Source organism: Delftia sp. PX-1 (genome assembly GCF_055797465.1).
Genome location: NZ_CP184763.1, coordinates 1,699,157 through 1,713,806 on the forward strand (window position 1 = coordinate 1,699,157; position 14,650 = coordinate 1,713,806).

The window sequence follows — 14,650 nt, forward strand, 5'->3', positions numbered from 1 at the left end:
ATGAGCCGTCTGCGCAGGGGAGGGCGCGCCACGCTGCGCGCAGCGCGCCTGTTCGGCCATGTGTGCAAGGGGCTGTGGATCGTGGCCCTGCGCTTTCCGCAGCTGCCCGAGGAGCGCCAGCACGCCCATGTGCAGGCCTGGGCCCTGCAGTTGCTGGCCCATGCGGGCGTGCGCCTGGAGATCCAGGGCGAGCCGCCGAGCCAGGGCCCCATGCTCATGGTCAGCAACCATATTTCCTGGCTCGACATTCCCGTGCTGCATGCGGCGCGGCATTGCCGCTTCATCTCCAAGTCCGACGTCAAGGGCTGGCCGCTGATCGGCACGCTGGCCACGGCGGCGGGCACGCTGTACATCGAGCGCACCTCGCGCCGCGATGCGCGGCGCATGGTGCAGAGCATGGAGGAATCCCTGCAGCGCCGCGAGATCCTGGCCATCTTCCCGGAAGGCACGACGGGCGATGGCCGCAAGCTGCTGCCCTTCCATGCCAATTTGCTGCAGGCGGCCGTGCAGATCGGTGCGCCCGTGCTGCCCGTGGGCCTGCGCTTCATCGACGGCGCCACCGGGCAGATCAGCCACGCGCCCAGCTACGAGGGCGATGAAACCCTGCTGGGCTCCATCTGGCGCACGCTGTGTGCCGACGATCTGGTCGCCGCCGTCCACTATGGCCAGCCGCAGACGGCCGATGGCCGCGACCGCCGCGTCTGGGCCCAGGACCTGCATGCCGAGGTGGACCGGCTGCGCCAGGCCTGAACCTTGCCAGCGACATGACTGACACTCTCACGCTCCGGCCCGCGCGGCCTGATGACACCGCTGCCCTGAACGCCGTTCTCTGGGCCACCTACGAGAGCACCTGGAAGCCCCAGCTGACGGCGGACAAGGATGCGCGGTTCCGCGCCTCGGGCCGCACCGCGCAGTACGTGCAGTCGCGCGGCCACCTGTTCTGGGTGGCCGAGTGCGATGGCGTGGTGGCCGGCTTCGTGGACCGCGTGGATGACTTCATCGGCGCCCTGCATGTGCTGCCGGCCTGGCAGGGGCGCGGCGTGGGCCGTGCGCTGCTGGCCCACGCGGAGCAGGCCATGCGCGCCGACGGCCACGCCCAGGTGCGGCTGGAGACCGACAGCTTCAACACCCAGGCCCTGGGCTTTTACACGGCGCAGGGATATGCCACGCTGGACACCTATCCCGACGAGGAATGGGACTGCGGCCTGACCACGGTGCTCATGGGCAAGCCGCTGGCCTGAAGGCCAGGGCGGAGCAGGCCTGCCCTCAGTTGCTGTAGGGCTGTCGCTCCAGCACCAGGTTGGCGAAGTCCTCCACCAGGTCGGCGCCCAGTTCCTCGATGGCGTCGTCCTCCTCGTCAAAGGCCCAGACCACGCGGATGTCCGTGCCCTTTTGCCCGGCCTGGTCCAGCAGCGCGAACAGCGAGCGCAGGCCCATGGTGGAGGCGCTGTTGATGTACTGCAGCTTCATCTCGGCCACGAAGCGAGGGGGCTGGCTCGCCTCGAAATACCGGCCCAGCATGGACAGGATGGGGTTGAAGAAGGGCAGGGGGTTTTCGGGATAGCACTCGCCTTCGATGCGCAGAAGCTGCTCGGCCGGCGAGAAGACCACTTCGGGCGTGACGGAGGTGCGTTCGGATTTCAATGCTTGCATGGCGGCAGGTCGGTTCGTTGAAGGACGCCCGGCGTTCAGATCAGCGCCTTGACGTGGAATACGGCATGGGGCGCGGTCTCGGCGGCGTCCTCTCCCGTGGCGATGTGGTACTGCAGCGGTGCCGAGGCATCGCGCGCAATGGTCAGCCAGCCCAGGCCCGCGCCCCGGCTGATGTCGTCGCTGGTGCCGTGGTCCGTGTTGTGCAGCTGGGCCTTGTAGGCGGCCTTGATCTCGGGGTGGCTCATGGCGCGCACGGCATCCAGCTTGGCGGCCAGGCGCGGCACATGCTCGCTGCGCACGGCATTGCTGCAGGCGATCCAGAAGCGGGCCGGCGCCGGCTCGGCGCCCGCCTCCTGGGCGCAGGCCAGCGCATCGATGCGGCCCACGCCGATGGCGCCCTGTGGCACGGGCGCGCTGAGCGCCTGGCGGGGGCCGGTGTCGGCCGCAGGCAGGGGCGCTGCGTAGTGCAGCACGTTCTGCGCCATCTCGATGAAGGTGGAAAACAGCTTGCGCTTGGCGCTGCTCGATCCGTCCTCGCTGGCCAGGCGGCTCTTGAGCGTGTCGGCCGCCGCCTGGATCACGTGGGGGTTGAAGGTGCCCGCGTAGTACAGCAGCAGGCCGTTGTGCTCGGCCTGGGCGCGCAGCTGAGCGAATTCGGCCGGGCTCATGGCTGGCCTTGCACGCAGGTGGCGGGCTGCAGGGCCTGGTTGCGCCAGACCAGCAGAGACACATCGTCGCGCCGGCGCTGCGTGCCCTGCCACTGGGCGAAGGCCTGCCGGAATTCGGCGCAGGCCTGGGCGGCGGGGCGGTCCTGCTGCTCGTGCAGGAAGCGCGCCAGGCGCTTTCTGCCGTGGGCGATCTGGCGCGGGCCGCCCAACTGGTCGATGACGCCATCGGTGGCCACCATCAGCAGCGAGCCAGGCGCGACCTCCAGCACCTGCGTGCTCCAGGCCGCGTCGTCGGGCGTGGTCGCATAGCCTATGCCCAGCTTGTCGCCGGCATGGATCTGCACCTGGGCCGCCTCCTGCACGCCGGGTGGCGCCACCAGCAGGTCCAGCCGGGCCGAGGCAAAGCGCAGTTGCGTGCCGCAGGGCGACTGCAGGAACAGCGCGGCGTCCAGGCCGTCGCTGGAGGTCTTCTCCGCCGGCAGGCCGTCGGCGGGGGCCGCTGGTGCGCCCCAGGCCGGCTGGGCGTCGCGGCTGCGCTGCTGCAGCACGCGCTTGATGTAGCGGTTCATCTGGCCCAGCAGGGCGCCGGGGTCGATGGCGGCGCCGGTGCCGGTACTGGTGCCGATACCTGCAGGCGCCACGGCCTGTTCGAGGAAGGACAGCGCAATCAGCGTCATGAAGGCGCCCGGCACGCCGTGGCCCGTGCAGTCGAACATGCAGCCCAGCAGGCCCTGCGGTGTGGCACGGAAGAAATACGCATCGCCGCCCACCACGTCGCGCGGCTCCCACAGCAGGCCGTGGTCGGCCAGCTGGCTGGCCAGCACGCGGTCGGACTCGACCAGGTGCGAGCGCTGGATCAGGCTGGCGTAGTCGATGCTGGCCATGAGCTGGCGCGTCTTGTCGGCCTCGATGTCGGACATGGCGGCCATCAGCGCGTGGCCAGTGCCTATGCCTGCATAGCGGCCTTCCTCGACGGTGATGAAGCCGTCCTTGAGCACGCGGCTGCCGCTGGCCAGCGCCTGCTGCACCAGCTGGTCGATGGGCAGGCCGGCCGCCACCACCATGGGCGCGGTGTCGGTGAATACCAGGCAGCTGCGGCGGCCGAACACGTCGCGCGCAAAGGGCCGCGCGTACTGCTCCATGAAGCGCTGGCGGTTGATCAGGCCCAGCGGCCGGTCGTCGGCCACCACGGCCAGGGTTTCGAGCAGGGGCTGCTCGCTGAACAGCCGGTGCACGTCCTCGTTGCTGGTGTCGGGGGGAATCGGCGCCGTGGGCTGGCTGAGCTGGCCTGCGCGGGCCAGCAGGCGTGGCGCGGCGGGCGCAGGGGCAAGCGCCGGAACCGGTGTCGGAGCAGATGCAGCGTGCTGCGTGGAGGAGGGGTCCAGAGCAAACATGGGTGGCCTTGAATTGTCACAAGATGTGACAGATTCTGGGTTTCACCCATGACCGTCGGATGACAAAGGCCTGGACGGCGCGGCGGCGGCCGCCTGCTCAGGCCGCTGCGGTCTGCGCAGTGCCCTGTCTCTCGCGCGGGAAGGCGACCACGTGATTCATGTCCAGCCGTATGCCCACCCACTCGCCCACCGCATGGTCGTGGTGGCTGGGCACATGGGCCAGCACGCTGTGGCCGCTGGCCAGCTCCAGCGTGTAGAGGAACTCCGAGCCGCGAAACGCCTTGCGCAGGATGCGCGCCTGCACGGGCGAGGCATCGTCGTGCACCACATCGTCGGCGCGCAGCAGCACATCGCACTCGCCGTCCGCAAACTGCGCAGGCAGCGGGCAGGTGGCCGGATCGACCAGATCGCCCAGCGCCGTGCGCGCCACCACGCCGCCGGCACCGCTGTGGGCCAGCGTGGCCGGCACGAAGACGCCGTGGCCGATGAAGTCCGCCACGAAGCGCGTGGCCGGCCGGTGGTACAGCGAATAGGCGTCGTCCCACTGCTGTAGCTGCCCCTGGTGGACCACGCCGATCATGTCGCCGATGGCAAACGCCTCCAGCTGGTCGTGCGTGACGAACAGGGCCGTGGCGCCTGCTGCCTTGAGGATGCCGCGCACCTCATGCGCCAGGCGCTCGCGCAGGTCCACGTCGAGGTTGGAAAACGGCTCGTCCAGCAGCATCAGCTGCGGGCTGGGCGCCAGCGCGCGGGCCAGCGCCACGCGCTGCTGCTGGCCGCCTGACAGCTCGTGCGGAAACCTTCCTGCACTGCCGGCCAGGCCCACCAGCTCCAGCACCTCGGCCACGCGCTCGGCCTGGCGCGCCTTGGGCAGATGGTGGATGCCGAAGGCCACGTTGCGGCCCACGTTCAGATGGGGGAACAGCGCATAGTCCTGGAACACCATGCCGATGCGCCGCTGCTCGGGAGGGAGCGAGAAATCCGCGCTGCCCACGAGCTGGCCGTCGATGCGGATCTCGCCGCCGCTCACGGGCTCCAGGCCCGCCACGGCACGCAGCAGCGTGGTCTTGCCGCAGCCCGAGGGGCCGATGAGCACGCCGATGTCGCCAGCGGCCAGATTCAGCGTGACGCCCTGCACGGCAGGCCTGTCGCGGCCCGGGTAGCGCACCTCGAGTTGGGAGACGGTCAAAAACATGCGGCGATTGTAGAACCGCGCAAATGAATAGAATTCGCATTTGCATTGGCGGGCCAGGGGCATGCCCGGAGCCCGCCGACTCCAGCAGCCCGCAGGCACGTCCGGTCTCGGCGGCACCTCGGCCCACAGGCCGGTGGCTGCCGCGGATCCCGGCCCGTTCCATAGCCCGGCAGCCAGATCCTCCCCCTCATCCTCTAGCCGAGACCTCCGCTTTGCGCCGTCTGTCGTCCGTACTCCGCTCCCTTCCCCTGCTCCTGCTGGCCCTGGTGCTGATGCTGCCCGTGCTGGCCGTGCTCGGCTCCTGGCTGCCTCTGGGGCAGGGCGATGCCCTGGCCGGCTCCATCCTGCGCGAGATGGCGGCCACCGTGCTGCCCGGCTATCTGTGGACCACGGTCTGGCTGGGCCTGCTGGTGGCGCTGGGCGCGGCCATCGTGGGCACGGGCACGGCGGCGGCCGTGACGCTGTTCGACTTCCGCGGCCGGCGCCAACTGGAATGGCTGCTGCTGCTGCCGCTGGCCATGCCGGCCTATGTCACGGCCTATGCCTATACCGACTTCCTGCAGTTCAGCGGCCCGCTGCAGACCTGGATGCGCGACACCTATGGCCTGGAAGGCCGGCTCCTGCCCGAGGTGCGCAGCCTCGGCGGCGCGGTCTGGGTCTTCATCTTCTCGCTCTACCCGTATGTCTACCTGCTGGCGCGCACCGCGCTGGGCGAGCGCGCCGCGCACCTGATGGAGGCCGCACGCCTGATGGGCGCGCCGCTGTCGCGGCGCATCTGGTCGGTGGCGCTGCCGCTGGCGCGCCCGGCCGTGGCCGCTGGCGTGGCCCTGGTGGTGATGGAGACGCTGGCCGACTTCGGCGTGGTCAGCTATTTCGGCATACAGACCTTCACCACGGGCATCTACAAGGCCTGGCTGTCCATGGACAACCGCATTGCCGCTGCGCAGCTGGCCACCTTCCTGCTGGTGCTGGTGGTGCTGCTGCTGCAGCTGGAGCTGCGCGCCCAGCGGCGCATGCGCTTCGTCACCGGCAGCACGGGCCGCGCCGGCTCGGCCGAGGCGCAGCCGCTGCGCCTGCGCGGCTGGCGCTGCGCGCTGGCCTGGCTGGTGTGCCTGCTGCCCGTGCTCATGGGCTTTGTGGCGCCCGTGTTCTTCATGCTGCGCCCGCTGGCGGCCGACTGGTCGGTGCTGCCCTGGGACCGCTTCCTCGACTGGGCGCTCAACAGCGTGCGCCTGGGCGCCATCACCTCGGTGCTGGCCGTCATCATCGCCGTGGCCCTGGCGTTTGCCGTGCGCCGCCACAAGGAGTCGGCCGTCACGCGCGGCGTGGTGCAACTGGCCAGCCTGGGCTATGCGGTGCCGGGCGCCGTGGTCGTCGTCGGCCTGCTGCTGCCCGTGGGCTGGGTGCAGCAGGTGCGGCCCGAATGGGGTTTTGCCGGCCTGGTCACGGCCACCGCCGTGGGCATTGTCTGGGCCTACCTGGTGCGCTTTTGCGCCGTGGCCCTGCAGTCCATGCAAAGCGGCTATGCGCGCATCGCGCCCAGCCTGGACGACTCGGCCCGCATGCTGGGCACGGGCGCCTGGGGCGTGCTGTCGCGCGTGCACTGGCCGCTGCTCAGGCGCTCCACGGCGGCGGCGGCGCTGCTGGTCTTCGTCGATGTGATGAAGGAGCTGCCCGCCACCATGGTGCTGCGCCCCTTCAACAGCGACACCCTGGCCGTCGTGGCCTACCAGCTCGCGCGCGACGAACGCCTGGGCGAGGCCGCCCTGCCGTCGCTGGCCCTGGTGCTGGTGGGCCTGATCCCCGTGATCATGCTCAGCCGCACGCTGCGCGCCGAGCGCCCGGGCGCGGCCCGCTGAGCCTGCGCCGCCGGGCGCTGCAAAGCGCGGCCCGGCAAACCCCGCTACGCTCGCGCCATGCATGCCAGAGTCCTGCGCTATCTCGACGAAGTGGTCCGCCGCGGTTCCATCCGCAAGGCGGCCGAACATCTGCACGTGGCCCCCACGGCCGTCAACCGCCAGATCCTCGACCTGGAGGCCGAGCTGGGCACGCCCCTGTTCGAGCGCATTCACAAGCGTCTGCGCCTTACCCCGACGGGCGAGATGGTGCTGGCCCATGCGCGCGCCACGCTGCGCGAGCATGCGGCGCTGCGCGAGCGCATTGCCGAACTGCAGGGCGCGCGCAGCGGCGAGATCACCGTGGCCGCGACCACGGGGCTGGCCGGCTCGCTGCTGCCCTCGCTGGTGCATGAGTTCCGCCAGCGCCACCCGGGCATCGTGGTGCGCATCATCGACCTGCCCCTGAGCGACATCGCGGCCGCCGTGGAAGGCGGCGACGCCGACCTGGGCCTGGCCTACGACCTGTCCGAACGCCCCGCGCTGCGCGCGCTGGCCACCAGCGAATGGCAGATCGGCGCCATCGTGCCGCCCCGGCATGCGCTGGCGCGCCAATCGTCGGTGCTGCTCAGCGAGTGCATAGGCCATCCGCTCATCCTGCCCGCGCCGCCGCTGTCCATCCGCAGCCTGCTGGACGAAGCCCTTGCGCGCAACGCCATCGAGGTCACGCCCGTGGCCGAGTCCACCTCCATGGCGCTGATCCAGCGCCTGGTCATGCTGGGCGAGGGCATCGCCCTGCTCAACCCGCTGGACGTGATGGAGGAGCGCAGCCGCAATGCCCTGGTCTTCGTGCCTTTGCGCGATGCGCATCTGCGGCGGCAGACGCTGGTGCTGACCGGCCGGGCCAGGGGGCAGTTGAGCGCGGCGGGCGAGCTGATGGCCCAGTCCATCGGCCAGGCGCTGGCAAGGCTGTTTGCCGGGGGGCGGTGAGTCTTAGGCACTTGTCCACTTTTTGTGGACACATCGGGCGGAATTCAGCGCTATCGGCAATGGCTTGTCCTTCCTAGACTGGCGGCTTTTCCATTTCGAAGAAGAGAACGCCATGACCTTGATCGCACTGAACGCCGATGTACTCGTCACCATGGATGCGCAGCGCCGCGAGATCCGCGACGGCGCCCTGGTGGCCGACGGCCCGGCCGTGCAATGGGTGGGCGCCACGGCCGATCTGCCGCCGCAGTACCGCCGCATGGTGGACGACGGCACGGCCCAGGTGCTGGACATGCGCGGCCGCGTGGTCATGCCGGGCCTGGTCAACACGCACCACCACATGTACCAGAGCCTCACGCGCGCCGTGCCTGCCGCGCAGGATGCGGAGCTGTTCTCGTGGCTCACCAACCTGTACATGCTGTGGTCGCACCTCACGCCGGAGATGATCCACGTCTCCACCCAGACCGCCATGGCCGAGCTGATGCTGTCGGGCTGCACCACCACCAGCGACCACCTGTACCTGTATCCGAATGGCGCTCGGCTGGACGACTCCATCGCCGCGGCGCAGCAGATGGGCATGCGCTTTCATGCGGCGCGCGGCTCCATGAGCCTGGGCCGCAGCAAGGGCGGCCTGCCGCCCGACGCAGTGGTGGAGGAAGAGGAAGCCATCCTGCGCGACAGCCTGCGCCTGATCCAGCAGTACCACGACAGCGCACGCCACTCCATGCTGCGCGTGGTGCTGGCGCCATGCTCGCCGTTTTCGGTGACGCGCGAGCTGATGCGCGAGTCCGCCGTGCTGGCGCGTGCGCATGGCGTGTCGCTGCACACCCACCTGGCCGAGAACGACAACGACGTCGCCTTCTCTCGCGAGAAATTCGGCCTCACCCCCGCGCAGTACGCAGAAAGCCTGGGCTGGGTCGGCCCCGATGTCTGGCATGCCCACTGCGTCAAGCTCGATGCCGAGGGCATTGCGCTGTTCGCGCGCACGGGCACGGGCGTGGCGCATTGCCCGTGCTCCAACATGCGCCTGGCCTCGGGCATCGCACCCGTGCGCACCATGCGCGATGCGGGCGTGCCCGTGGGCCTGGGGGTGGACGGCAGCGCCTCCAACGACGGCGCCCACATGCTGGGCGAGGCGCGCCAGGCCCTGCTGCTGCAGCGCGTGGGCCACGGCCCTGCCGCCATGGGCGCGCGCGAGGCGCTGGAGATCGCCACCCTGGGCGGCGCGCGCGTGCTGGGGCGCGACGACATCGGCGCGCTGGCGCCGGGCATGTCGGCCGACTTCGTGGCCTTCGACATGTCGGGCGTGGGCTACGCGGGCGCAGGCCATGACCCCGTGGCCGCGCTGGTGTTCTGCACGCCCACCGACGTGTCCACCAGCGTCATCAACGGCCGCGTCGTGGTGCGTGACGGCCACCTGCTCACGGCCGACCTGCCGCGCGTGCTGACACGCCACCGCGAACTGGCCCGCACGCTGTTCGAGCGCGCAGCGGGCCACTGACATCACCCTGCAGCGCGGCAGGCCGGCACCCAGGCCATCGTGGGTGCCGGCGTGCCGCCCTGCGCCATTTCCCCGAAGCATCTCCAGGAGGCTCGAAGACCCGGACAGCACTTTCAGGACCCCCACCCTTTTCCGGCACCACTGCCCCGACATACATACAAGCGCCTCTGAAGAGGCCGACGGCCAGGACACAAGGAGACAAGACAATGGAACAACTGCTTTACAAGGTGGAAGACCGACCGCCAATGCTCATCACCACGGTGCTTCTGTCGCTGCAGCACCTGCTGGCGGCGCTGGGCGGCATCATCGCCGTGCCCCTGGTCTTCGGCGGGGCGCTCAAGCTGCCGGCCGACCAGATCGTGGCGCTGGTGAATGCAGCGCTGCTGGGCTCGGGCGTGGTCACCATCGTCCAGTGCAGGGGGGTGGGGCCCGTGGGCATACGGCTGCCCTGCGTCATGGGCACAAGCTTCGCTTTCGTGGGCGCGGGCATCAGCGTGGGGCTGGAGCATGGCGTGGCCGGCATCCTGGGCTCCTCGCTGGTAGGGTCGCTGGTGATGATCGTGGGCAGCTATTTCATGCCCGTGATCCGCCGCTTCTTTCCGCACACCGTGACCAGCGTGGTCGTGACCATGATCGGCCTGTCGCTGACCCCCGTCGCCGTGGATTGGGCTGCGGGCGGCGTGGGCCGCAGCGACTACGGCGCGATCGGCCACCTGGCCATCGCCGGCTTCGTCCTGGTGCTGGTGATCGGCTTCGTGCAGTGGGGCAGGGGCATCGTCTCTGCCTCGGCCGTGGTGCTGGGCATCGCCTGCGGCTATGTGCTGTGCCTGGCGCTGGGCCTGATCGACTTCACCCAGGTGAGCGAGGCCGCGGTCTTCGCCATCCCGCAGCCGCTGACCTTCGGCATGACGTTCCCGGTGGCCGGCATCGTCGCCATGTCCATCGCTTTTCTGGTGACCATCGTCGAGACCACGGGCACCTTCATGGCCCTGGGCGCGGCCACGCAGACGCGCATCGACGGCAAGCGCCTGTCCAGCGGCATGCTGTGCGACGGCGTGGGCTCGGCCTTCGCGGCCGTGATGTCCAGCCCTCCGCTGTCCACCTTCGCCCAGAACGTGGGCGTGGTCTCGCTGACCGGCGTGGCCAGCCGCCATGTGGTCATGCTGACGGGCGTCATGCTGCTGCTGGCCGGACTCTTTCCTGTGCTGGGCGCACTGGTGGTGACGATTCCGCAGCCCGTGCTCGGCGGCGCGGGGCTGATGATGTTTGCCATGATCATTTCTGCTGGCATCCGCATGCTCAGCGGCGCCGAGCACTCGCGGCGCGCCAGCCTGATCATCGCGGTCTCGCTGGGCTGCGGCCTGGCGGTCACGGTGCGCCCGGACCTGCTGGCCCGCATGCCTGCCTTCGTGCGCGAAGTCTTCGGTTCGGGCATTACCGTCGGCGCCCTGGTCGCGGTGGGGCTGAACCTGCTGCTGCCCGGCCGCGAGGTCGATGCCCATCCCGAGGAAGCCGTGGCCTGAGACGCATTTTCATGGGCCTACACTGCGGCCCATGAACACCACCGCCCCCCGCACCGACATCACCATCTACCACAACAACCGCTGCAGCAACTCGCGCGGCGCGCTGGCCCTGCTGCGCGACAACGGCATAGAGCCGACCATCGTCGACTACATCGCCCAGCCCCTGGACGCTGAGCAACTGCAGGCCCTGGTCCGGCAGCTGGGCATGCCCGTGCGCGAGCTGCTGCGCAGCAAGGAAGCCGTCTTCGCCGAGCTGGGCCTGGGCGATGCATTGGCCAGCGATGCGCAGTTGCTCGCCGCCGTGGCCGAGCACCCGGTGCTGCTCAACCGCCCCATCGTCGTCACGCCCAAGGGCGCGGCGCTGTGCCGCCCGCCGGAGAAGGTGCTGGCGCTGATCTGAGAGGCACGGCGAGGCTTCTAAGCCTCGCCTAAGTCTGCCCCTTCAGACTTCTCCCCAACGCAGCAAGGAACGCTGCTTTTGAGGAAAGGTCTGCCATGAACAAGATTCTGTCGACTCCCCGCCGTCTGGTGCTGGCCCTGGTGGCCGCAGGTGCCATCGGCGCCCTGGGCGCCACGGGCGCCGGTCTGGTTGGTGTGGTGCATGGCGATGCGCGTGCCGCCACGTCGCTGTTTGCGCCTGCAGCACAGCCTGCTTCTGCCGCTTCTCCTGCTTCTCCCGCCGGCGCCGTGGCGGCGCCCAACTTTGCCGACATCACGGCGCGCAATGGCGCGGCCGTGGTCAACATCAGCGTGGTCGGCAGCTCGCGTGCCATGGGCGAGGACGGCGACGAGGCCGCAGCGCGCCAGGGGCAGCAGGGCGTGCCGGGCATGGACCCCAACGATCCGTTCTTTGAATTCTTCCGCCGCTTCGGCGTGCCCGGCATGCCGGGCATGGGCCAGGGCCAGCCCCAGCGCGATGTGCCCACGCGCGGCGAAGGCTCGGGCTTCATCGTCTCCAGCGACGGCCTGATCCTGACCAACGCCCACGTGGTGCGCGGCGCCAAGGAAGTGACCGTCAAGCTGACCGACCGGCGCGAGTTCAGCGCCAAGGTGCTGGGCGCCGATCCCAAGACCGACGTGGCCGTGCTGCGCATCGAGGCGAAGAACCTGCCCACGGTGTCGCTGGGCAAGACGGCCGATCTGCGCGTGGGCGACTGGGTGCTGGCCATCGGCTCGCCCTTCGGCTTCGAGAGCAGCGTGACGGCCGGCGTGGTCAGCGCCAAGGGCCGCACCCTGCCTGACGACAGCTTCGTGCCTTTCCTGCAGACGGACGTGGCCATCAACCCCGGCAACTCGGGCGGCCCGCTGTTCAATGCGCGCGGCGAGGTGGTGGGCATCAACAGCCAGATCTACTCGCGTTCGGGCGGCTACCAGGGCGTGTCCTTCGCCATTCCCATCGAGGTGGCCACGCGCGTGCAGCAGCAGATCGTGGCCACGGGCAAGGTGCAGCATGCGCGGCTGGGCGTGGCCGTGCAGGAGGTGAACCAGGCCTTTGCCGATTCCTTCAAGCTCGACCGTCCCGAAGGCGCCCTGGTGTCCAGCGTGGACAAGAACGGCCCTGCCGCCAAGGCGGGACTGGAGCCCGGCGACGTGGTGCGCAAGATCGATGGCCAGCCCATCGTGGGCTCGGGTGATCTGCCGGCCTTTGTGGGCCAGGCGCTGCCGGGCCAGAAGGTCACGCTGGAGATATGGCGCAACGGCGAGGCCCGCACGCTCAGCGCCGTGCTGGGCGATGCCAGCGACAAGGCTGCCAAGGTGGCCAAGGACAAGCCCGACGCCGGCAAGGGCAAGCTGGGCCTGGCCCTGCGCCCGCTGCAGCCCGAGGAAAAGCAGCAGATCGGCGTGAAGGACGGCCTGGTCGTTGCCGACGCCGCAGGCCCGGCGGCCGAGGCCGGCATCACGCAGGGCGATGTGCTGCTGTCCATCAATGGCTCGCCTGCCGGAGATATCGAGGCCGTGCGCGCCGCCATGGCCAAGGCCGGCAAGACCGTGGCCGTGCTGATTTGGCGCGATGGCAACAGGATATTTGTTCCCGTACGTCTCGGGTAAGCGAAAGGAGGTAAGGGACTGAAAAGCACCTGCACACTGAATTGATCGCACAGCCCCGGCACGAATGTGCCGGGGCTTATTGCATGGGGAATTCAACCGGCCAGTGGCTGGCTATTCCTGCATTCGTGCGGCAATGTGATGGTTGTATTCTGTGAATTCGCGTCCTTTTGCGTTAGCGGTGTTTCAAATTGTGACGATTTGAGATAGAGCGAATACGCTTAGACTGCCGGCCCATCCAGGCGGGCGTGCACCGTTCTGGTTTCAGGAAGAAGCGCCCGCAAGGGCCCATGGCAAAACAGGAAGGGCATGCTTTGAAGCAGGACTACAGCTTGCAGGCGGCGGGTTTGGGCGCATCGTTCGGCGCGCGCGTCATCCTGGCTGAGGTGGACTTCACGCTGCCCACCCACGGCATCACGGCCCTGCTGGGCCCCAGCGGCTCGGGCAAGTCCACGCTGCTGCGCACGCTGGCCGATCTCAATGCCGCCAATCCGCGCTTTCGTCGCTGGGGCAGCGTGCGCTACGCGGGCCAGGAATGGACCGGCGCCATGCAGGCGCCGCGCCTGGTGCAGCAGCAGGCCCGGCTGATGATGGCCAGCACCTTCGACGCCATCGTCGAGCTGGCCCGGCCCCGCCTCAAGCTCGTGCCGCATGCGCTGCGCGACTGGTGCCGCGTGCAGGTGCAGGCCTTCGGCTTTCCCGAGCTTGCGCTGATGTTCGACCAGCCGGCGCTGCAGCTGTCCCCCGTGCAGCAGCGTGCCGTGGCCATCCTGCGCGAAGCGCTGGCCGAGCCGGCCCTGCTGATGGTGGACGAGCCCACGGCAGAGCTTGAGGGCTACGAGGCCTTCGTGCTGCTGGAGCTGCTGCGCCAGGTGGCCCAGCGCACGGCCGTGCTGATGAGCACGCACCACCAGCAGCACGCACAGGCCGTGGCGCAGGACATGCTGCTGCTGGCCGGCGGCCGCATTGCCGAGGCGCAATCCATGGAAGCCTTCCAGCGTGCGCCGCTGTCGCTGGCGGGCCAGCAGTTCCTGCGCACCGGCAGCTGTGCCGTGGCCTCTCCCGATGCGCGGGCCGAAGACCTGGAGGAGGGCGTGCCCCTGCCTCCTCCGCTGCCTGCAGCGGCCGTGGCCGCGATCTCCGAATTCCTGTCGGATGCAGTGGCCGCCGAGCCTGCAACCGAACCCATGCCTGTACCTGCACCTGCGCCCGTCCCTGCACCCGTGCCTGCGCCGGTACCAGCACCAGCGCCCGCACCGGCACCCGCTGCCGCAGCCCGGCCGCGCGCCGTCAATCCCTCCGTGCTGGTGGACTGGCAGCCGCTGGTGGCCGACCCGCAGGCCGTGCCGGCCAGCCGTGGCCCCAGCGGCTTTGCCTGGCTGGTGCCGGGCCGGCTGGCGGGCGCGCCGCAACCGGGCGTGGTGCAGTCCATGGACTTCGACCTGAAGGCCCTGCGCGGCTGCGGCGTCACCGTGCTGATCACGCTGACCGAAAACGACCTGCCGCAGGAGCCGCTGCAGCGCCATGGCCTGCGCAACCTGCACCTGCCGGTGCGGGACCACGAATCACCGTCGGTGGCCCAGATCCAGATGCTGCTGGCGCGCATGTCGGCCATGCTGCGCGCGGGCGAGGTGCTGGCCGTGCACTGCCTGGCCGGCCTGGGCCGCACGGGCACGGTGCTGGCCGCATGGCTGGTGCGCGAGGGCCTCACCGCCGACGAGGCGCTGCGCCGCGTGCGCCTCATCGATGCCCAGTACGTGCAGTCCCAGGCCCAGGAGGACCTGCTGTATGCGTACGAAGTGGCACTGCTGCTGAAGATGGGCTGACCGATCACATCCATTCACAAAA

At 69.7% G+C, this 14,650-nt stretch carries 13 protein-coding genes; 9 read left to right on the plus strand and 4 right to left on the minus strand.

What is annotated here, in order from left to right:
• Complete coding sequence (locus ACN20X_RS07765) at positions 1-750, plus strand: lysophospholipid acyltransferase family protein (protein WP_016447928.1); 750 nt, start codon at positions 1-3, stop codon at positions 748-750.
• Positions 751-764: 14 nt separating this feature from the next.
• Positions 765-1,241: a GNAT family N-acetyltransferase gene (locus ACN20X_RS07770; RefSeq protein ID WP_017406130.1), complete on the plus strand. Its 477-nt coding sequence runs from the start codon at positions 765-767 to the stop codon at positions 1,239-1,241.
• Between the two features lie 25 nt (positions 1,242-1,266).
• Here the strand turns inward: ACN20X_RS07770 and ACN20X_RS07775 are convergent, their stop codons facing one another.
• From ACN20X_RS07775 to ACN20X_RS07790, 4 genes are all read right to left on the minus strand, one after another.
• Positions 1,267-1,653, minus strand: a complete 387-nt coding sequence (locus tag ACN20X_RS07775; RefSeq protein ID WP_016447926.1) for a DUF1987 domain-containing protein — start codon at positions 1,651-1,653, stop codon at positions 1,267-1,269.
• Between the two features lie 35 nt (positions 1,654-1,688).
• Positions 1,689-2,321 carry a DUF6272 family protein gene (locus ACN20X_RS07780; RefSeq protein ID WP_016453196.1) on the minus strand — a complete coding sequence of 211 codons (633 nt, stop codon included), beginning with the start codon at positions 2,319-2,321 and terminating at the stop codon, positions 1,689-1,691.
• Positions 2,318-3,715, minus strand: a complete 1,398-nt coding sequence (locus ACN20X_RS07785) for a SpoIIE family protein phosphatase (protein WP_016447924.1) — start codon at positions 3,713-3,715, stop codon at positions 2,318-2,320. Before ACN20X_RS07785 ends, ACN20X_RS07780 begins: the two co-directional genes overlap by 4 nt.
• A 97-nt stretch (positions 3,716-3,812) precedes the next feature.
• The gene (locus tag ACN20X_RS07790; protein ID WP_034347786.1) at positions 3,813-4,910 is read right to left on the minus strand and encodes an ABC transporter ATP-binding protein; all 1,098 of its coding nucleotides are present in this window, start codon (positions 4,908-4,910) and stop codon (positions 3,813-3,815) included.
• Positions 4,911-5,122: 212 nt separating this feature from the next.
• On the opposite strand from ACN20X_RS07790, the gene ACN20X_RS07795 reads away from it, so the two are divergent.
• The 7 genes from ACN20X_RS07795 (at position 5,123) to ACN20X_RS07825 (ending at position 14,628) form a co-directional block, all read left to right on the plus strand.
• Positions 5,123-6,769, plus strand: coding sequence for an ABC transporter permease (locus ACN20X_RS07795; protein ID WP_473210428.1), 1,647 nt, complete (start codon positions 5,123-5,125; stop codon positions 6,767-6,769).
• Positions 6,770-6,826: 57 nt separating this feature from the next.
• The gene (locus ACN20X_RS07800; protein ID WP_473210429.1) at positions 6,827-7,735 is read left to right on the plus strand and encodes a LysR family transcriptional regulator; all 909 of its coding nucleotides are present in this window, start codon (positions 6,827-6,829) and stop codon (positions 7,733-7,735) included.
• A 112-nt stretch (positions 7,736-7,847) separates the two neighbouring features.
• Positions 7,848-9,233 (plus strand): 8-oxoguanine deaminase, encoded by a 1,386-nt coding sequence (locus ACN20X_RS07805; RefSeq protein WP_013804017.1) that lies wholly within the window; start codon positions 7,848-7,850, stop codon positions 9,231-9,233.
• Between the two features lie 206 nt (positions 9,234-9,439).
• Complete coding sequence (locus tag ACN20X_RS07810; RefSeq protein ID WP_013804016.1) at positions 9,440-10,756, plus strand: nucleobase:cation symporter-2 family protein; 1,317 nt, start codon at positions 9,440-9,442, stop codon at positions 10,754-10,756.
• A gap of 31 nt (positions 10,757-10,787) precedes the next feature.
• Positions 10,788-11,156, plus strand: a complete 369-nt coding sequence (gene arsC / locus ACN20X_RS07815) for an arsenate reductase (glutaredoxin) (protein ID WP_016447918.1) — start codon at positions 10,788-10,790, stop codon at positions 11,154-11,156.
• A 95-nt stretch (positions 11,157-11,251) separates the two neighbouring features.
• Positions 11,252-12,805 (plus strand): Do family serine endopeptidase, encoded by a 1,554-nt coding sequence (locus ACN20X_RS07820; protein WP_016447917.1) that lies wholly within the window; start codon positions 11,252-11,254, stop codon positions 12,803-12,805.
• Positions 12,806-13,092: 287 nt separating this feature from the next.
• The gene (locus tag ACN20X_RS07825) at positions 13,093-14,628 is read left to right on the plus strand and encodes a phosphatase domain-containing putative toxin (protein ID WP_473210430.1); all 1,536 of its coding nucleotides are present in this window, start codon (positions 13,093-13,095) and stop codon (positions 14,626-14,628) included.
• Positions 14,629-14,650: the final 22 nt, after the last annotated feature.